The organism is Undibacterium sp. TJN25 (genome assembly GCF_049339885.1).
Classification (GTDB): Bacteria; Pseudomonadota; Gammaproteobacteria; order Burkholderiales; family Burkholderiaceae_D; genus Undibacterium.
Map to the genome: position 1 here is coordinate 295,030 of NZ_JBMPPM010000004.1, position 19,508 is coordinate 314,537.

The following is a 19,508-nucleotide window of genomic DNA, read 5'->3' on the forward strand; positions in this document are numbered from 1 at the left end:
CACTCTGTTCCAGTCACAGGCTCAGCCTGCCTGTATTTATACTGTGGCAGACAATAAGCCCGAGATCCCGCCCAAAATTCTGCCCGGAAACATGCACATGCAACTTCGCCCCCTCCGCACCAAGCTCTCCACACTCCGTACCGGAACCGCCCTGTCTGCCGCTTGCCTGCTGCTATTGACAGCCTGCGGCGGCGGTGGCGGCGGCGATGCTGCCACTACGCCAACCACCCCCACGACCCCAACCACGCCAAGCATCACTACGCTGACCGTGACCGGCGTGGCTGCGACCAGCGCGCCGCTAGTCGGCGCCAATATCCGGGTAGTGGATGCCAAGGGCAGCGCTGTCAACATGGTGGACGCCAACGGTGTCAGCATTCCTTATGGCACCACCAATACGGCGGACGGCTCCTATCGCCTGAACCTGAGCGGCACCGGCATCACCATGCCTCTGCTTATCCAGGTCGTAGGACGCGACGTGACCGGCAACTCTGTCGTACTGCACAGCATGCTGCAAACAACGACCGCGCCGACCGTTGCCAATATCACGCCGCTGTCCAATGCCGTCGTGGCAGAAATACTGGGGGCCAATCCCAAAAGTATTTTCAGCAGCGCAGCCAGCAATGCCGCCAGCATAGCGCTGCTGGGCAATGCGACGATGCTCGCGGCCGCGACCACGCATATCAAGACCATCGTCGCCAATAACCTGACTGACGCCAAGATCACCAATACCAAGACGCTGGACTTCTTCCAGGACTCGACTTTTATCGCCAACAAGACCCTGCTGGATTCTGCACTGGAAGGGCTGAACATCCGCGTTGCCAAGGACACGTCCGGCAATGACCAGCTGCAGTTCAGCAACAAGTTTGCGCCGCCCGGCCTGCCGGATGTCACCGTGGATCTGGCCACGGCCAAGACCGAGCTTGCGAAGACGACGGGCACAACGCTCGCCAATGCCGTCAAGAGCACTGCCAAGGCCACCGTTGTCACCACGCCGCTGGCGATTGCATCCACAATGGATAACCTGACAGTCGGCCTGAACAAGGCGATTGCACAAGGTACGGCGGCGAGCGGCTTCAGCGCCTTCATCTCCACGACGCCAATGCCGGCGCCCGGCACCACTGCAGGCACGACAACCGCGTACACCTACAACGGCCGCAGCGCCACTGATTTGGCAAACCGTTTCGCCGGGTATGCCGCCAATAACTACCAGCTCAGCAAGCTGCAGATCATCGGCTGCACGGACGCCCCTACCACACCGCTGAAACCCTGCGCCTATTATCTCGCCGCAGCGACAGTATCGGATAACAGCGGCAAGCCGGTGGACATTTTTTATGATACGGTCAGCTACGTCAAAGCCAGCACCAGCTGGACGTTTGCAGGGAATGGCCGCAATACCAGCATCGACGTGTATCCGCTGGCCTATGCAAGCTACGGCATGGATGGTTCGCTTGCTTCCACGACGCCCAACCCCAGCGTGGGTGTGGAAATTGCCATCGTCAGCGAGAGCAGCCCCGGCGTAAAAACCATGGATAGCGCCATCGTGCAGCTGGTGAGCGGCTACAGCGTGCCCTTCGTCTATTGCGCCGGCACCTTCCTGTGCGCTTCCAGCTCGCCAAGCGTTCCTGCCGTCAGCACCGGCATGCTGGACGATCTGCTGCTGCAACAGCCTGCACTCGGCTGGATAGGCAGCCGCGACGGACAGATCGGCGCCAAATATGTCATTTCAACGACTGCCGCCGGCGCAGGCGCGACGCAAAATATTACCGCCTTCCTGCCGGCCTCGGTGCCCAGCAGCACGACAGCATCGCAGTTCCCTACGCTGGACGCCGTAGCGCCGTCCAACCCGATTGCGCCGGCAGCGATTATCGCCGGCACTTCGCTCAACTGGGCCAACTGGGGCGCGGCCAATCCGGATTCACATGTATTCATGCTGCGCTTTATCATTTCCAGCACCACGGCAGCTCCGGTGGTGAAGGACTTCAGCGTGCCGAATGACCTCGGCACCAGCTCTACCGTACCGGCAATTACCTTGCCGGACGGCTATGTGCCTTCCAATTACCAGTTGCTGATCGGTGCACAAGACAATATGGGCAGGCGTTTCTTCACGACCTACAAAAGCACCCCCTGAGATACCGGGACTGAAAAAATGAGGGGCATCGTGCTACGCGCATGATGCCCCTTTTAATTTGAAGAAGCCTGAAGGCAAGGCAAGATCGGCCCAAGCGCAGAATCGGCCGGCAGGCAAAAATCTACTCGCGTTTTTCGGGGACGTTCAGCGGCAGCTCGACGACAAAAGTACTGCCGGCGCCAAGCTCGCTATGCACAGTGATATCGCCCGCCATTATCGACGTGACGATGTTGTAGCAGATGTTCAGGCCTAGCCCGCTGCCGCCCTGCCCCAGCTTGGTGGTGAAGAAGGGATCAAAAATACGTTTCAGGTTTTCTTGCGGAATGCCGACACCATTGTCCCTGAATTCTATCCGTACGCGCTCATTGTCGGCCAATGCCGCCGTTACCTGCATGTGTCCCGGCTTGCTGCCGTCAAACGCATGCAGCAGCGCATTGTCGATCAGGTTGGTGATGACCTGGCCCAGCGAGCCGGGATAACTGTCCATGGCAATATGCGGCGGAATATCCAGCGATATGCTCTGGCCGGAATGGCCGATGCGCAGGTTCAGCGTGGCGACGATTTCCTGCATGACCTGGCGTAGGTCGAACACGCGCCGCTGCTCTGACGTACGGTCTACCGCCACCTGCTTGAAGCTGCTGACCAGCGTTGCGGCACTGGTCAGGCCACGCATCAGAATCGTCGATGAGGTCTGGGCATTGGCGCAATACGCATTCAGGTCCGAGCGCTTGAGCCCCTCTCCTTGCAGCTTGGACGTCAGCTGACGCGTGTTTTCCGCCAGCGTGCTGGCGACCAGCAGGCAGTTGCCGATTGGGGTATTCAGCTCATGCGCAACGCCGGCCACCAGTGAGCCCAGCGCCGCCAGTTTTTCCTGCGCCACCAGCTGCGCCTGCGTCTCTTTCAGCAACCGGTAGGCGTTGGCGTTGTCCACCGCAATTGCGCCATAAGCACACAGCGTGCGGAAGATCAGGCGCTCGCGCTCGCCATAAGCAAACTGCTCGGAAGACTGTATCGTCATCACGCCCAGCACGCGATCTGCAATTGTCAGCGGCGCAAACAGCAGGCTCAGCGTGGCCTCGGTGCCCGGCACCAGGTTGGGATTGGTCTGCCCGGGATCGATGTCGATCATGATCTCCTTCTGCTGACGCAAACAGCGGACGGAGTTGGATTCATCGTTGGACAACGATACGCTGTTCGGCGGCAGCCGGACACCATTCTCCACGCTGAATGCGGAGGTGATGGTCTGCCTGTCGGTATCCATCAGATAAATGACGAATGAGGTTACGTGCAACAGGCCGTGCACATGCCGGTTCAGCGCCTGGAACACTGCCGCCAGATCCAGGTTGGCGGTGATTTCCTGCCCTATCGCACCCAGCCTTTCCAGGCTGGCGCTGGTTTGCTGCAAGACTTCGGCGCGCTCCGCCTCGGCAATCGCCAGTTGGCGGTGATATTCGCCTTCCGCACGCATGCGCTCGGTCTGGTGGCTGACCTGCATCGCCGTGGCGCGGTTGCTGGCTTCCTGGTTGTGGGTTTTATCGCGCGCGGCGATTGCCAGCCTGCCGACAACGAAGGCTTCCTTGAAGTCGCCCAGCGCGGCATGCGCATCGGCAATGGCATCCAGCAGCGTGCCCGGTATCGTGTAGCCCTTGATGACAGCGGCGACGTCCAGCGCCTGTTGCAGGTAGTGCAGCGGTGCGCTGGCTTCGCTCATCTGCGCAGGCGCCGGCAACTGGTGGCGCGCGTGGATGGCGGCCAGTACCTTCAGCACATCGATCTGACGGAAATTATCCTTGCTGCGCTGTGCCAGCGTCAGCGCTTCCTGCGCGGTCTTCAGCGCTTCTTCGGCATGGTCCATTTCGGACAGCGCATGCGCGAGGCCGCGCCGCGAGCCGATCTGAAAATCCATCTGCGACGAAGCATCGGCGCGATGCTTCAATTGCTGGAAGCTGTTCAGCGCCAGCTCAAAATCGCCGCAGTCCAGCGCCAGGTCTCCCTGGTAGCGCAGCGCCATCAGGTAGTTGCGCGAACCTTTCAGAGGCGTTAGCAACAGCAGCGCCTCTTCCAGCAACTCCTGCGCAGGGGCAAGCCGCCCAAGCCGGCGCAGCGTTTCCGCCATCTGGGTCAGCGACAAACCTATGCTGGCGGGCCAGCCAGTGGGTCGCGCGAGGTCGTGGCTGCGCTGCATCCATACCAGGGCTTCCTGATGGTCGTTCAGGCTATTGAATGCGTCGCCGACATTGGCGGCTGTATGGATGGCACGGCGTATCTGGCCGGTCGCAAGCGCAGCCTCGTAGGCCTGCATGCCGTGCGTCAGCGCCTTGGCGAAGTCGCCGGACAGGCCTGCGATCTGGGAAAGGAATTCATGTACGCTGACTTGCAGCGCAAGATTCAGGCCCGGCCGGTCTGCATAGAAGCGGTTGCCCCAGCGCGCGGCCGCATCATGCACATCCTTGACGGCAGCGTTAAAGGCCAGCCCGCCTTCGGCGAGCTCCTCCCGCACGATATCGCCCGCCTGGCGGGCACAGGCTGCTGCGGCCTCCATCTCGCTGACGACGCGCGGCGGGTTGCCGCGGCTGAGGAGTATGGAGCCCAGTAAAAAATGGGCATCGGCACTGCCGACGACATCGCCGAGCACCTCAAATTCATGGACAGCCTGTTCGGCCAGGTTTTGCGCGTCTTCCAGTTCAGCAAACAGCCAGCGCGCTTCGCCATGTACCAGCGACAGCCGGGCGCTCATGCTGTGCCGCAAGTGCTCCGGCAAGCGGGACCGCGCCAGCAGTGCATCGCCCTCGGCTGCCAGCGCCAGCGCCTTGCGGGTATCGCGCTGGCGCAAGTGCCAGGCTAGCGTGACCAGCACAGGCAGGCGCTCTACCTCAGGTGAAGCGGCCAATGTCCCTTCCAACTGGATGACATCCTCATTGGTAATGAACATTTCCATTTATCGGAACACCTCAGCGGCTGTCGGTTCAGGGATCAATTGAAACACCGGTCTCTATCCAATAAGAGCGTGGAATTCATCTCACCAGAGGAACATTAACAGAGTGAGATGCATTATAGGCAAAATTGCATAGTACAACCAGTGCGACTGGCGGTCTATGGGTCGTTGCGCACGGGGTCTGCGCCGGTGCTTGCAGCGCAGAGGCTAAATAGCCAGCTCTACGCGATTGCGGCCTTTATCCTTGGCAATATAGAGTGCGGCGTCGGCAAGGTGGATCAGCGCATTGAAGCTGACTTGCTGACCCTGGGCGATGACCGCAACTCCCATGCTCAGCGAGGCCGGCACATCCCCAACGTCGGTAGCGACCGGTTTGCTGCAGACAACCAGCCTGACTCGCTCGGCGATTTCTATCGCCTCGTTGGCATCGCAACCCGGCAGCACGATCAGCACTTCTTCGCCGCCGTAGCGACCAAGGGAATCGTAAGGACGCAGTACTGAAGAAATCCTGCCTGCCGCTTCGCGCAGCACGGCATCGCCCGCCAGATGGCCAAATTCGTCATTGATGCGTTTGAAATGATCAAGATCACCGAAGATGATCGCAAATGAATGCTTGTTCCTTTGATGCCGCGTCAGTTCCTTTTGCAAAATCTCGATGATGGTGCCGCGATTGTAGAGGCCGGTTAGCGCATCGTGGCTGGCCTTCATGCGCAGCTTTTGCTCCAGCTCTGCAATACGGCGCCCCGCCCTGACGCGCACCTGCATCTCATCGATATTGAAAGGCTTGCTGATAAAGTCGTCGGCGCCGGCATTCATCGCTTCCACGATGAATTCGGTTTCACTTTTCCCGGTCAGCATGATCATATACACGTAGCGGTCCCTGACGCTTTCGCGCACGACGCGGCAAACGTCGATGCCGTCCATGCCCGGCATCATCCAGTCGATAATGGCCAGCATGGGCGCATCCGCCCCCAGCAGTATTTCGCATGCTTCGTTGCCGTTGGCTGCGGTGATGACTTCATAGCCCCATTCTTCCAGCGCGGCCTGCAAATACAGCAGCGAAAGAGGTTCGTCATCGGCGACAAGCACCTTCACGGCCGGTCTCCTGCAATCAGCGCCTGCAGCACGCCTTGCCATTGTAGCTGCAGGCATTCCCGCCAGGATTCAAGTTTCATCATCGATTCTGCCGTGCACAATCTTGCCTCCTGTGTAGTATGCAAACTGCAGCCCGGTGCCGTCATGCTGACCAGGTAGGGGCTTTTGCGCAAGCAGACCCTACTGGAATGCGGCGGCTGTATTCTTTACAGTAGCAGCAAATCCGGCAAACCGGGAGGAGTTTCCTCTATGGAACAAGATATTGCCCCAATACCATGCTACTTGCCAGCATTTTGCTCGACAAAATTGTTGCAAAATATTAGCGCCATCGCCTGACAGTACGTCATACATCTGCAGCCAAAGCAAAAAAATGGGGTAGCCATCGCTGGCTACCCCATTTTTATTTGTTTAAACCGTTTCAGGCAAAAGCCTGACGCAGCTTAGAACAGGTGACGCAGACCAAAGTTGAACAGTTTGTCTGTCGCGCCTTTTGCGCCGGCATTGTATGTTGCATTGCCGTCGTTCGCTGTACGCGAGTAGGAAGCGTACAGGTTAGTGCGCTTGGACAAAGCGTACAGGTAGCCCAGAGCGATCTGGTTAGCATCTGCATTGCCGACGTTTTCATCTTTCAGACGTGTGTAATCGATCAGGAAAGAGCTTGCGCCGAACGGTACAGTTGCACCGATCATCCAAACGCGCTGTTCGGATTCTGTCAGGTTAGTCAGGCTTGTTTCGCCTTTGATTGTTTCGTATGCTGCGTGTGCTTTTGCTACGCCGAAGTCATATACGCCGCCAACGAAAATCTTTTTACCAGTAACAGCAGTGTTGCCGCTTGGGTCGTTGACTTTTTCGTATGCTACAGCTGCATAGATAGGACCAGCAGCGTACACACCGGAAGCGCCGACTGTACGGTTAGCATTGTTGTCGCCAGCGACTTCGCCGAAAGCGTATTGAACGCTACCAGTGAAACCGTTCAGGTTAGGTGTGAAGTAGGTTGCAGCGTTATCGCGGCGTGTGCCTGTTTTGAACAGACGATCGATGTTACCGGCCAGACCCAGGCTGAATGGATCAACTGCTTCGCCGATGGAGTAAGTGATCGATTTTTGATGACCCAGGTTCACAGCACCGAAGTCGCCGGACAAGCCAACGTAGGCTTGACGACCAAACGGTGTACCGTTTTGATCGTAAGTACCTGTATCCAGTTTCAGGCCGCTTTCCAATACGAAGTTGGCTTTCAAACCGCCGCCCAGATCTTCAGTACCTTTGAAACCCAGACGGGAACCGTTTTGCAGACCGCTGTCCAGGCCTGTTTTTGCACCGGCTGGCGCGCCGTTGTCATCGCGGGAGATACCAGCATCCAGCAAGCCGTAGATAGTTACGGAAGATTGCGCAAAAGCCGCACCTGAGAAAGCGCCCAACAAGGCAACTGCGAGTAGTGATTTTTTCATTTATAGATTCCAAAAAAAATTGAAATTTGGTTCATGCCGAAAATAGTATTGCATAATCGACATCAGTAAGTTTGCAGGTCTCAAAAGCCTTGAATCCGGGATACAGACCCAACGACGACTTTCACTATACCTGCCGAAAGTGACAACTTGATGAATTGTCCAAGGCTTGCTTCGGTACTCTGACAGATGTCGTTAAAAAAACACACTAACGAAATCTCATTAACATATTACAAATTTGTCAGAGACTTTATTCAAACGGCTTCGCATTATAGTCAAAAATCAAAAATGGTGCAGAGCATTAAGAAAATGCAGCCGAGCAATTAAATTTCAAGTAGTTAAATTGAAATTTATTTCACCTTTGCCAATGACAGTGACTGGTTTGAGGATAAAAAGTTCCCCGTCACAAGAAAGTTTGCAACGCAACAATAAAGTGCATTGTCAAAAACAATGCGCTTTATTTTGGTGCAATTGGGAAATTATTGGTTTTACGAAAACGCATCCCGTGCGAAATGATAAACCCATTCCAGTTTGCGTGCAGGGAGCCTACTCGATGCTTTCCCAGGCGTTTTTACGGCCCGACAGCATGCGCGCATACGCGCGCGACATGTACCAGGTCGTCATGCCGGCAACGGCAAAAAACAGCTGGCCGAGCGCCAGCAGCAGCACCGAACGGTCGAGTATTGGTGCGACGACGCCGGCCACTACCGCACCCAGCACCGTCACCGAGAAAGACTGGCAGGAGGCGACGATGCCGCGTATCGTCGGAAAAAGATCCAGCACCAGCAAGGTGGCGCCAGGTGCCACGAGGGACATGCCGAAAGTATAAAAGAACAGCGTAATGACCGACCAGGGCAGCATCGCAGGCCAGAACACGTGGTAGATGAAATTGAACAGCGAGGCGCCGATCAGGAAGTAAAAACCGATATTCACCTGCCGCCATACGGTGATTTTCCCGGCCAGCCGGTTGGCTGTCAGCGCGCCGAAAAAAATGCCTCCGACGGAAGGCACGAACTGCCAGCCGAACTGGTCCGGCCCGAGTTTAAGATGCTGGGTGATGAAGACCGGTGCTGCGGCAACATACAGGAAAAGGCCGGCAAAATTGAATGCAATAGTCCCCGCTTTCAGGTGGAACAGCGGCGACTTGAACACCATTTTATAGCTTTGCCACAGGAACTCCGCGCTGAACGGCTGGCGCTTTTCTACCGGGAGCGATTCCGGCAGGCGCTTGTAGCATACCCATAGCAGTATGACGGTGTAGCCGAACAACAGCAGAAAGATGGTCCGCCAGCCCGAGAACGTGACTACCCAGCCGCCCAGTATCGGCGCGATGGCCGGCGCAATTGAAAATATCATTGTTACCAGGGAGAGCAAGCGCTCCGCGGGTGCCCCGGAATACATATCGCGGATGATTGCGCGGCCCACCACCACGCCCGCCCCTGCAGATACCCCCTGCAGGATGCGGAAGCCCCACAGGTAATGGATGCTGTGCGCCGATGCGCAGCCGAATGACGCGACCGCGAATACCGCCAGCGACACCAGGATAATGTTGCGGCGGCCAAAGGCGTCCGACAATGCGCCGTGCCACAGGATCATGACTGCAAACGCCAGCATGTAGGCTGTCAGCGTCTGCTGGACTTCGATGGGGCTGGCGCTGAGCGTGGACTGTATCGTGGGAAATGCCGGCAGATAGGTATCTATCGAAAACGGCCCCAGCATTGCCAGGGCTGCCAGCAAGGTGGCCAGCGCGTTCTTGCCGCTCAGCCGGAACTTGGAGGATGAAGCCGGTTCAGGATTGGAAGACATAAGTAGAATGAAAAATGTGTTCAACGGTGCACCGCGCCCGTCGATTTTTTATATATGCGTCCAAACCTGCCGTTACGCTAAATACCGGTATGCCGGCCAAGTACAGCACGACACAGCACACCGCTACCGCATAGGATACACCAGAGCTCCCTGACTCAATACCAGCGATAGTCGGCTGATTAACAGCTGACTATCAGCTGATGCCGCCCATGCACAGGTATTTGATTTCCAGATATTCGTCGATGCCGTATTTCGACCCTTCTCGCCCCAGGCCGGACTGCTTGACGCCGCCGAAAGGCGCGACCTCGTTCGAGATCAGCCCGGTGTTGATGCCAACCATGCCGTATTCCAGTTTTTCCGCCACGCGCCACACGCGGCCGATATCGCGCGAATAGAAATACGAGGCAAGGCCGAAATCGGTATTGTTGGCGGCAGCAACCGCTTCTTCCTCTGTACGGAACTTGACTACTGCAGCGACCGGGCCAAAGGTTTCCTCAACCATGATCTGCATGCCGTCATGCACGTTGGACAGTACGGTAGGTTCATAAAACAAAGAGCCCAGTGGATTCTTTTTGCCTCCGGCCAATACGCTGGCACCCTTGGCAATCGCATCCGCAACGTGCTCCTCCACTTTGGCGACGGCCTGCTCGTCAATCAGCGGCCCCTGGCTGACACCCTGGTCGAAACCATCGCCTACCTTGATGTTCTTGGCGCCTGCGGCCAGCTTTTCAACGAAGGCATCGTAGATCGATTCATGTGCATAGAAACGGTTGGTGCAGACGCAGGTCTGGCCTGCATTACGGAACTTGGATTGCAGGGCCCCTTCCACGGCTGCGTCCAGGTCGGCATCCTCGAACACGATGAAAGGCGCGTGGCCGCCCAGCTCCAGCGCCAGCTTCTTGATGGTCGGTGCACACTGCCGCATCAGGATGCGGCCCACCGGTGTTGAACCGGTAAAGGACAGGTGACGCACCACCGGGCTGTCGCACAATACCTTGCCTGCTTCTATCGATTTATCTGAATCGGCGGTGATGATGTTCATCACGCCGGCTGGCAATCCGGCCCTGTGCGCAAGTTCTGCAATCGCCAGCGCGCTCAATGGCGTTTGCTCTGCCGGCTTGATGACGATGGAGCAGCCCGCAGCGATTGCCGGCGCCACCTTGCGGGTGATCATCGCTATCGGGAAATTCCATGGCGTGATGGAAGCGCATACGCCGATGGGCTGCTTCAGCACCACCATGCGCTTGTCACTCCATGTGGAGGCCATGACATCGCCGGAAACGCGCTTGGCTTCCTCTGCAAACCATTCGATGAAACTGGCGCCATACATGACCTCGCCCTTGGCTTCCGCCAGCGGCTTGCCCTGCTCGGCTGTCATCAGCGCGGCCAGGTCATCGGCGTTAGCGATCATCAGGTCGAACCATTTGCGCATGACGGCGGCCCTCTCCTTGCCGGTCTTGGCCGCCCAGCCAGGGAAGGCAGCCTGTGCCGCATCAATGGCAGATTGAGTCTCTTTGCCGCCCATATTGGGCACGGTGCCTACCAGTTTATGGGTGGAAGGATTAGTGACGTCGAAACTGCCGGCAGCATCCACCCATAATCCATTGATATAGGCTTGGTTGCGCAACAGCGAAGGGTCTTTGAGTGTGAATGCGTGGGACATCGATATCTCCGGCTGAACAGGTATGAACAAGTGAGCTGACCAGCATAGCGCAAAGTGCATCCCAGCGCTGAAGAAGCGGAATGAATCTTTTTCACGCCAGAAAAAGTCTTTGCGGTACAGCTGCACCGCCGCGCTAAGGCAGGCGGCGCAAACCTCGACTTGACAGGCTCCAAGCTCAGCTGGCCGTTTTTGGCTTGGCTTCTTCGCGGCGGTTGAAACCGGCCACCATGTCGAAACGGAACAGCCTGCATTCGAGCGCACCGTTGAAGAAAGGCGTCTTGCGCGATTCTTTCAGGCGCAGCATTTTCGGCAAACCCAAGTCTGCAGTGAACAGGAACACGCTCCAGCCGGCAAATCGCTGTTTCAGCGTGGTGCTGAACGCGCTGAAGAAATCCTTGGCCATGTCGTCTGCTTCCACGGTGCTGTCGCCACGCACGCCTATCCGTTCGCCGTACGGCGGATTGGTCAACAGGACGCCAGGCGTGTCGGTCGGTGCCTTGATCTCTTGCGCCTCGATCTGCTTCAGCGGTACGTCGAACCTGATGCCAGCTTTATTCAGGTTATTGCGCGTCATGGTGATCATGTCGCCGGAAATATCGCTACCAAAAATGCTGGGCTCCGCAGGCAGCGGATTGGCCCTGACAGCATTCTTGATCGCCAGCCATTCGGCCTCATTAAAGCTACCGAATTTCTCAAAAGCAAACTCGCGGCGTATGCCGGGCGGGATGCCCGCCACCATTTGCGCCGCTTCGATCAGGATGGTGCCGGAGCCGCACATGGGGTCGAACAAGGGCACGCCGGGCTTCCAGCCGGATGTGCGCAGCAGGCCCGCCGCCAGGTTTTCGCGCAACGGCGCGTCACCGGTTTCCATGCGCCAGCCGCGCTTGAACAGGGCCTCGCCGGAAGTATCCAGGTACACCGTGAAATTATGCGCATCAAGGAAACCGACGATACGCATATCGGGGCTCTTGGTATCGACTGAAGGCCTTTGCGTGAACTGGTCACGGAAGCGGTCGCAAATGGCGTCCTTAATCTTCAGCGTGATGAATTCCAGGCTCTTGACCGGAGATTTCACGGCGGTAACGTCCACCCGTATCGTATGGTGGTAGCCGAACCAGTCTTCCCATGCCTGCTCCAGAGTCAGATCGTAGATATCATTTTCATTGACGTAGCCGGCATGGGCCATGCGCAACAGCACGCGCGACGCAATGCGCGAATGCAGGTTGATACGGTAAGCGTCCTGTAAAACGCCGGAACAGTGCACACCGCCGGGCACCTGCGTATGCACTTTCAGGGTTTTGTCGGCTTGCGCGATTTCGTCCAGCTCTTCCGCCAGGGCAGCTTCCAGGCCGCGGGGGCATGGGCAAAAATAGGAATAACGTGTCATGGGGGTACCTTTTATCCGTTGTGATTCAAGTGTGGCAGGAAGGGCACCATTGCCCTGCCTGGGCATTACACCCTGGTTTTATAAATCAGGGTTTGCTCCTGTGTTGCGTTTTTGCTTCTGTTTCTAAGCTTAACTCTTACTCTATTTCAAACTCTGCTTTTAACTCTGTCACTCACTTACTTCTGGAACGCGCGCTCCAGGAAATCCAGCCTGTCCTGCCCCCAGTAGCTTTCGCCCTGGTAAACGAACCAAGGCGCACCGAACACATTGCCGGCAGTCGCTTCATTGGTGAACCTGTCGTATTCCGCCTGTACGCTGGCAGTCTCCGAGGATTTCAGCAGTGCTTTCCCATCCAGCTCGCATTCCAGCGCCAGTGCGACCAGCGTATCCGGATCGGCGATATTTTTCTGGTTTTCCCACACGGCGGACATGATCGCCTGGGTCAGGCTCATCGCCGCATCGGTGCCATTAGTTAGCTGGGCGGCGATAATCAGCAGCGCCGCGGGATCGGCCGCCACCGGAAAAAACGTCGGCTGCAGGTTCATCGGCAAACCCAGGTACTCGCTCCAGCGCTGCATTTCCACCAGCCTGTAAGCCTGGCGCTGCGGCGCCCGCTTGGCCAGCGGCAAGCCGCCGGATACGCCGAAAATTTTTCCGAGGTCAAACGGCCGGGCATCTATCTTGACGTCGTACTTCTTGGCCAGTTCGACAAAGCGCTTGTGCCCGAGGTAGGACCACGGCGACTGGGGCGCAAAATAGTATTCGCAAATCTTGGACATACATTACTCCTGAATTACACAAGGCAACACAATAGGGAAAGCAGACAGATTTAAAACGGTTTGACCACGACCATGATCACAATGCCCAGCAGCAAAAGCACCGGCACTTCGTTGAACCAGCGGAACCAGGTATGGCTGCGCTTGTTGCGGCCCTGCTCGAATTTCTTCAGCAGCGAACCGCAGGCATGGTGATAGCCCAGCACCAGCACAACCAGGCCCAGCTTGGCGTGCATCCAGCCATTGCCCGGTCCCTTGCCTATGCCATAGCCCAGGTACATCCACAGGCCGAAAATAATCGCAGGCACCGCCAGCATGGTCGTAAAACGGTACAGCTTGCGCGCCATCAGCAGCAGGCGCTCGGTCGTCACCGTTTCATTTTCCATAGCCAGGTTCACGAAAATACGCGGCAGGTAAAACAGGCCTGCAAACCAGGAGATGACGAAGACAACGTGCAAAGCTTTGATCCACAGCATATTTATCCTTTATTAAACCTTCATTGCAACCGTTCTGTATGCGGCGCAGAATCTTATTGCCTGACTTCGCCGTGACCGAATACCACATATTTGAGCGACGTCAATCCTTCCAGCCCGACCGGGCCGCGCGCATGCAACTTGTCGTTGGAAATACCTATTTCCGCCCCCAGTCCGTATTCAAAACCGTCGGCAAAGCGGGTGGACGCATTGACTAGCACCGAGGCAGAATCCACTTCGCGCAGGAAACGCATGGCACGGCTGTAGTCTTCGGTAACGATGGCGTCGGTATGCTGGGATGAGTAGGTATTGATATGCTCGATTGCCTCATCCATGCCGTCGACGACCTTGATTGCCAGGACGGGAGCCAGGTATTCCGTGCTCCAGTCTTCTTCGGTCGCCGCAGCCAGGTGCGGGTAGCCTGCCAGTATCTGTGCCGCTTCGGTATCGCATCGCAGTTCGACCTCCTTGCCTGCATAGAGTTCCGCCAACCCAGGCAGCACTTGTGCAGCGACAGCACGCGCGACCAGCAGCGTTTCCATGGTATTGCAGGTGCCATAGCGGTGGCACTTGGCGTTGAAGCCAATGGCAAGCGCCTTGGCGACATCGGCGCCGCCATCGATATACACATGGCAGATGCCGTCCAGGTGCTTGATCATCGGCACCTTGGATTCTCGCATCAGCCGCTCTATCAACCCCTTGCCGCCGCGCGGCACGATGACGTCCACATACTGCGGCATCGTGATCAGTTCGCCGACAGCAGCCCGGTCAGTGGTTTCCACGATCTGCACGGCATCCGCCGGCAGGCCTGCGCCTGCCAGGCCTTCCTTGACCAGCGCTGCGAGTGCCTGGTTACAGTGGATTGCTTCCGAGCCGCCGCGCAGTATCGTGGCATTGCCGCTCTTGATGCACAGGCCGGCAGCATCCACGGTCACGTTGGGGCGGGCTTCATAAATGATGCCGATAACGCCCAGCGGCACACGCATCTGCCCTACCTGTATGCCGGTGGGGCGGTACTTCATGTTGGAAATTTCGCCAATAGGATCGGCCAGCGCAGCGATCTGCTCCAGGCCTTCGGCCATCGTCGCAATGGTCTTGTCGGACAGCGCCAACCGGTCCAGCAGTGCCGGCACCATGCCACTCGCGCGGGCGGCATCCATATCTTTTTCATTGGCGGCGCGCAGCGCAGGCGCCTCGCGACGAATTGCGGCGGCAATCAGCGACAGCGCGCGGTTCTTGGCGGCGGTATCGGCCTTGGCCATCGCCCGGGACGCCCTGCGTGCCCGCATGCCGACGTCGGTCATGTATTGCTTGATATCCATCTGCTTGCTTTGAAATAAATGTCTGTAAGAGCCAATCTTATTGGCGAACCTGATACTGTGTGCTTGCCGTCTACCGCTGCGCTGGATAAGAACGCGTAGCCGGCGCACCATGCCGTCCGGTTGCACGGCACAGCGCCTCGTGGGCACTCCCGCACAGTGAACCAATCATTCAAAATGTGTCGACCGGTATTCCTTGCCTGCACAACTCGCCGGCTTCTGCCACCGTATCAGCCTCTGGCGATACGCAGACCCAGCTGCAGCAATGCATCCCAGGCATCGCCGGCGAAATCCTTGGCACGCAAACCCTTGACCATCTTATCGACTTGCGCCGCATCCTGCAGCGCGGCTTCCAGTGTTGTCTGGCTGACACGATTAAGCGCGGGCGCCATCAGTTTTTCGCGCGGGCCCCAGATGCGGTATTCTTTCAGCAGCATGCCGAGAGGACGACCCTGGTTCATGCCGGATTTCAGTTTCAGCAGGCTGCGGATTTCTTCCGCCACTGCCCACAGCACCAGCGGCAGTGCCTCGCCCTCGCCTTTCAGGCCTTCCAGCATGCGCACCAGCCGCGGCACGTCGCCGGCCAGCATTGCCTCGTTGAGCTTGAACACATCGTAGCGGGCAACGTTCAGCACCGCATCGTGGATCTGTTCAAAACTCAATTTACCCTGCGGATGCAGCAAGGCCAGCTTCTGTATTTCCTGATGCGCGGCCAGCAGGTTGCCCTCTACGCGGTCGGCAATAAAATCCAGGCTTTGCCGGTCGGCACTCTGGCCCTGCAGCGACAAACGCATTGAGATCCACGACGGCAATTGCGCCCGCTCCACCAGCGGGATATCGATGTACACCGCTGCCTGCTGCAGGCTGCCTACCCAGGCCGCCTTTTGCGTCGCCCAGTCCAGCTTGGGTAGCGTGACCAGCGTCAGGTTGTCCGGCGACAGGTGGGCGACGTAATCCTGCAGGGCCTGCCCGCCATCCTTGCCGGGCTTGCCGGTGGGTATGCGCAAATCGATCAGCTTCTTGTCGCCGAACAGCGACTGTGACTGGTTGGCCGCCAACAGAGCGCCCCATTTGAAACTGCGCTCCACCGTCAGGATATCGCGTTCCAGGAAACCCTGGCTGCGCGCAGCGCGGCGTATCTTGTCTGCCGTTTCCAGCGCCAGCAGGTGCTCATCGCTGGTGATGACATACAGCGGCGCCAGCGACTTTGCCAGATGGGCGTCTACCGCATCAAAACGCAATTGCATCGGTCATTCCTGTTTGCTCATGTTCAGCACGGCCAGCCTGCGCATGATCTGCTGCACCAGGTCGGTCTGCATATCGCGGTACAACACAACCTCTTCCGCCTCTTTCGCCAGCACCTGGGTTTCATTGAAGGTGATATTGCGCTTCAGGCTGATTTCGGTCGGCTCCAGGAATTCCCTGCCGGCTTTGTCCCGAACGCGAAAACGCAGCGTATACAGCAGGTTATATTCGCGCACACGGCCCTGGCTGTTCAGCGACAGGATGACCTTCTCGCGGGATTCAGACAACACGTCCAGTATCACTTCCGCGTCGTCCTGTTTGGAGACGATAGCTGTCTCGCCATTGGCGCGGATATTGCGCTTCAGCTCGCCGCCCAGCGGCGACGAATCAGAAAAGCCCAGGTAGATGCTCTTGAACGGAAAAGAAACCGCGCCGCGCATGGCAAAGCCGCAGGCGGATAACATCAGCACCAGCACAAACAGGCTGGCGAACTGGATGGACTTGGACAGGTTGACACGCATGCTCGGTTTCCTTGTGATAGACATCAGGCGACGATATTGACCAGCTTGCCGGGAACGACGATGATCTTCTTCGGCGTACCTTCCACGTAGCGCTGGACGTTTTCGTTCGCCAGCGCGGCGGCTTCTATGCTGGCCTTGTCGGCATCCTTGGCGACCGTGATGCTGCCGCGCAATTTACCGTTCACCTGTATCATCATTTCGATTTCGGTCTGCACCAGTGCAGCCTCATCCACCTGCGGCCACGCCGCATCCAGCAAATCGCCAAACTCCGCCGCGTAACCCAGTTCCTGCCACAGGCCATGGGTAAGGTGCGGACATACCGGATACAGGCTACGCAACAGGATGCCGAACGCCTCGCGCGCCGCCGCCGCATTGCCTTCGCCTTCCAGCTTGAAGGACTCTATGGTATTCAGCAGTTTCATTCCGCCGGACACCACTGTGTTGTACTGCATGCGTTCATAGTCGTAGCTGATCTGGCGCAATACCGTGTGCACTTCGCGGCGCAGCGTCTTGCCTTCTGCGCTCAATGCCGCCGGCACAGCACTGGCCTTGGCCAGTACCTGCTCATTTTTGGCGCCGTAAGCCCATACGCGGCGCAGGAAGCGGTGCGCGCCTTCCACGCCGGAGTCATTCCACTCCAATGTCTGTTCCGGCGGAGATGCAAACATGACGAACAGCCGTGCCGTATCCGCGCCGTACTGGTTGATCAGCTCTTGCGGATCGACGCCGTTGCTCTTGGACTTGGACATCGTCGTCATCTCGTATTCCAGCGGCGAGCCGTCGGATTTGAGACGGCCGCCAACCACCACGCCCTGCTCGTTGTGGATGACGTCGACTTCGTGTTCCCAATAATAGTTCTTGCCTGCGCCTTCCAGCTTCTGGAAGAACGCGCCTTTCAATACCATGCCCTGCGTCAGCAGGCGGGAGAAAGGCTCGCTGGCATCGATCAGCTTCAGGTCGCGCATGACCTTGGTCCAGAAGCGCGCGTACAGCAAATGCAGGATCGCATGCTCGATGCCGCCTATGTACTGATCCATCGGCATCCAGTATTTGGTGCCTTCGCCTACCATTGCCTGGTCATTGCCTGCGTCGCAGTAGCGCATGAAATACCATGAGCTGTCGACGAAGGTATCCATCGTATCGGTTTCGCGTTTGGCCGGCTTGCCGCAGCTGGGGCAGGCAACATGCAGGAAATCTGCGCGCTTGTTCAGCGGATTTCCGGAGCCGTCCGGGATACAGTCTTCCGGCAGCACTACCGGCAAATCTTTTTCCGGCACCGGCACGGAACCGCAATCATCGCAGTGAATGATAGGGATAGGCGTGCCCCAGTAGCGCTGGCGGCTGACGCCCCAGTCGCGCAGGCGCCACGTGGTTTTTTTCTCGCCCAGTCCTTTGGCGCCAACCAGATCGGCAACCTTGCCCACCGCCTGCTTGTACGTCAGGCCATCCAGCGCGCCGCTGTTGATGGTCACGCCGCGCTGCTTGTCGCCATACCACTCGGCCCAGGCGTCGGTGGAATAGGTTTCACCTTCCACACCCACCACCTGCTTGACCGGCAGTTTGTATTTTTTGGCGAAGATGAAATCGCGTTCATCATGCGCCGGCACACCCATCACGGCGCCATCGCCGTAAGACATCAGCACATAGTTACCGACCCAGACTTCCACCTTGTCGCCGGTCAGCGGATGCGTGACGAACAGACCGGTAGGCCTGCCCTCTTTTTCACGTAGCGCCAGTTCGGCCTCGGTCGTGCCGCCTTTTTTGCATTCTTCAATAAAGGCCGCCAGCGCCGGATTGGATTCGGCAGCATAGCTCGCCAGCGGATGCTCAGGCGCCACTGCGCAGAAGGTCACACCCATGACGGTGTCGGCACGCGTGGTGAACACGTACATCTTGCCATCCTGGATCAACTGGCCGGCACTGTCGCGAATGTCGTGCGTGAACGCAAAACGCACACCTTCGGATTTGCCTATCCAGTTTTCCTGCATCAGGCGCACGCGTTCCGGCCAGCCGCTCAGGTAATTCGGATCTTCCGGATTGGCGACGGCGGACAACAACTCATCCGCATATTTGGTGATGTTCAGGTAGTAGCCGGGAATTTCGCGTTTTTCGATGACGGCGCCGGAGCGCCAGCCGCGGCCGTCTATCACCTGTTCATTGGCGAGCACGGTCTGGTCGATCGGGTCCCAGTTGACAACCTGTGTGCGGCGCTCGCAGATGCCGGCTTCCAGCATTTTCAGGAACAGCCACTGGTTCCATTTATAGTATTCGGGCGAGCAGGTCGCCACTTCGCGCGACCAGTCGATGGCCAGGCCCATCGCCTGCATCTGGGTCTTCATGTAGGCGATGTTATCGTAGGTCCATTTGGCCGGCGGCACCTTGTTCTTGATCGCCGCGTTCTCCGCCGGCAGGCCGAAAGCATCCCAGCCCATCGGCATCAGTACGTTGTAGCCGTTCATGCGCAACTGGCGTGCGAGCATGTCGTTGATCGTGTAGTTGCGCACGTGGCCCATGTGCAGTTTGCCGGACGGATAAGGCAGCATCGAGCAGGCGTAGTACTTGCCTTTCGGGAAGCGCGGATCGTTTTCCACTGCTTTATAAGCGTCGATTTTTTCCCAGTGGCTTTGCGCCGATTGTTCGACTTCGGATGGGCTGTATTTTTCTTGCATGACGGCTCGGTTGGATAAATTCGGTTTATTGCGGGGAACAACTCTG

General features: G+C 57.8%; 13 protein-coding genes. 1 reads left to right on the forward strand and 12 read right to left on the reverse strand.

What is annotated here, in order from left to right; translation table 11 throughout:
- The first annotated feature begins 97 nt into the window (after positions 1-97).
- A complete protein-coding gene (locus ACO0LO_RS11520) occupies positions 98-2,128 on the forward strand; it encodes a hypothetical protein (protein ID WP_422964372.1) in 2,031 nt (676 codons plus the stop codon).
- Positions 2,129-2,249: 121 nt separating this feature from the next.
- Here ACO0LO_RS11520 and ACO0LO_RS11525 read toward each other — a convergent pair whose 3' ends face one another.
- The 12 genes from ACO0LO_RS11525 to leuS all read right to left on the reverse strand — a co-directional run bounded on the left by ACO0LO_RS11525 (position 2,250) and on the right by leuS (position 19,462).
- A complete protein-coding gene (locus tag ACO0LO_RS11525) occupies positions 2,250-5,066 on the reverse strand; it encodes an ATP-binding protein (RefSeq protein WP_422964373.1) in 2,817 nt (938 codons plus the stop codon).
- A 204-nt stretch (positions 5,067-5,270) separates the two neighbouring features.
- On the reverse strand, positions 5,271-6,158 hold the full coding sequence (locus ACO0LO_RS11530; RefSeq protein ID WP_422964374.1) for a GGDEF domain-containing protein: 888 nt from the start codon (positions 6,156-6,158) through the stop codon (positions 5,271-5,273).
- A 440-nt stretch (positions 6,159-6,598) separates the two neighbouring features.
- Positions 6,599-7,606: a porin gene (locus ACO0LO_RS11535; RefSeq protein ID WP_422964375.1), complete on the reverse strand. Its 1,008-nt coding sequence runs from the start codon at positions 7,604-7,606 to the stop codon at positions 6,599-6,601.
- Between the two features lie 543 nt (positions 7,607-8,149).
- Positions 8,150-9,409: a multidrug effflux MFS transporter gene (locus tag ACO0LO_RS11540; protein WP_422964376.1), complete on the reverse strand. Its 1,260-nt coding sequence runs from the start codon at positions 9,407-9,409 to the stop codon at positions 8,150-8,152.
- A 193-nt stretch (positions 9,410-9,602) separates the two neighbouring features.
- Complete coding sequence (locus ACO0LO_RS11545) at positions 9,603-11,072, reverse strand: NAD-dependent succinate-semialdehyde dehydrogenase (protein ID WP_422964377.1); 1,470 nt, start codon at positions 11,070-11,072, stop codon at positions 9,603-9,605.
- Between the two features lie 175 nt (positions 11,073-11,247).
- Positions 11,248-12,459 carry a THUMP domain-containing class I SAM-dependent RNA methyltransferase gene (locus ACO0LO_RS11550; protein ID WP_422964378.1) on the reverse strand — a complete coding sequence of 404 codons (1,212 nt, stop codon included), beginning with the start codon at positions 12,457-12,459 and terminating at the stop codon, positions 11,248-11,250.
- A gap of 176 nt (positions 12,460-12,635) precedes the next feature.
- The gene (locus ACO0LO_RS11555; RefSeq protein WP_422964379.1) at positions 12,636-13,238 is read right to left on the reverse strand and encodes a 2-hydroxychromene-2-carboxylate isomerase; all 603 of its coding nucleotides are present in this window, start codon (positions 13,236-13,238) and stop codon (positions 12,636-12,638) included.
- Between the two features lie 50 nt (positions 13,239-13,288).
- Positions 13,289-13,711 (reverse strand): CopD family protein, encoded by a 423-nt coding sequence (locus ACO0LO_RS11560; RefSeq protein ID WP_422964380.1) that lies wholly within the window; start codon positions 13,709-13,711, stop codon positions 13,289-13,291.
- A gap of 53 nt (positions 13,712-13,764) precedes the next feature.
- Positions 13,765-15,030: a glutamate-5-semialdehyde dehydrogenase gene (locus ACO0LO_RS11565; protein ID WP_422964381.1), complete on the reverse strand. Its 1,266-nt coding sequence runs from the start codon at positions 15,028-15,030 to the stop codon at positions 13,765-13,767.
- A 227-nt stretch (positions 15,031-15,257) separates the two neighbouring features.
- Complete coding sequence (gene holA / locus ACO0LO_RS11570; protein ID WP_422964382.1) at positions 15,258-16,274, reverse strand: DNA polymerase III subunit delta; 1,017 nt, start codon at positions 16,272-16,274, stop codon at positions 15,258-15,260.
- A gap of 3 nt (positions 16,275-16,277) precedes the next feature.
- Positions 16,278-16,793, reverse strand: coding sequence for an LPS assembly lipoprotein LptE (lptE, locus tag ACO0LO_RS11575; RefSeq protein WP_422964383.1), 516 nt, complete (start codon positions 16,791-16,793; stop codon positions 16,278-16,280).
- Positions 16,794-16,816: 23 nt separating this feature from the next.
- Positions 16,817-19,462 (reverse strand): leucine--tRNA ligase, encoded by a 2,646-nt coding sequence (gene leuS / locus ACO0LO_RS11580; RefSeq protein WP_422964384.1) that lies wholly within the window; start codon positions 19,460-19,462, stop codon positions 16,817-16,819.
- Between the last annotated feature and the right edge of the window lie 46 nt (positions 19,463-19,508).

Excerpts from the sequence above, each read along its gene's own strand:
- ACO0LO_RS11545 (WP_422964377.1), bottom strand. The coding sequence starts at position 11,072 with ATGTCCCACGCATTCACACTCAAAGACCCTTCGCTGTTGCGCAACCAA.
- holA (WP_422964382.1), bottom strand. The coding sequence starts at position 16,274 with ATGCAATTGCGTTTTGATGCGGTAGACGCCCATCTGGCAAAGTCGCTG.
- ACO0LO_RS11565 (WP_422964381.1), bottom strand. The coding sequence starts at position 15,030 with ATGGATATCAAGCAATACATGACCGACGTCGGCATGCGGGCACGCAGG.
- ACO0LO_RS11540 (WP_422964376.1), bottom strand. The coding sequence starts at position 9,409 with ATGTCTTCCAATCCTGAACCGGCTTCATCCTCCAAGTTCCGGCTGAGC.
- ACO0LO_RS11555 (WP_422964379.1), bottom strand. The coding sequence starts at position 13,238 with ATGTCCAAGATTTGCGAATACTATTTTGCGCCCCAGTCGCCGTGGTCC.
- ACO0LO_RS11525 (WP_422964373.1), bottom strand. The coding sequence starts at position 5,066 with ATGGAAATGTTCATTACCAATGAGGATGTCATCCAGTTGGAAGGGACA.
- ACO0LO_RS11535 (WP_422964375.1), bottom strand. The coding sequence starts at position 7,606 with ATGAAAAAATCACTACTCGCAGTTGCCTTGTTGGGCGCTTTCTCAGGT.
- ACO0LO_RS11550 (WP_422964378.1), bottom strand. The coding sequence starts at position 12,459 with ATGACACGTTATTCCTATTTTTGCCCATGCCCCCGCGGCCTGGAAGCT.
- lptE (WP_422964383.1), bottom strand. The coding sequence starts at position 16,793 with ATGCGTGTCAACCTGTCCAAGTCCATCCAGTTCGCCAGCCTGTTTGTG.
- leuS (WP_422964384.1), bottom strand. The coding sequence starts at position 19,462 with ATGCAAGAAAAATACAGCCCATCCGAAGTCGAACAATCGGCGCAAAGC.
- ACO0LO_RS11560 (WP_422964380.1), bottom strand. The coding sequence starts at position 13,711 with ATGCTGTGGATCAAAGCTTTGCACGTTGTCTTCGTCATCTCCTGGTTT.
- ACO0LO_RS11520 (WP_422964372.1), top strand. The coding sequence starts at position 98 with ATGCAACTTCGCCCCCTCCGCACCAAGCTCTCCACACTCCGTACCGGA.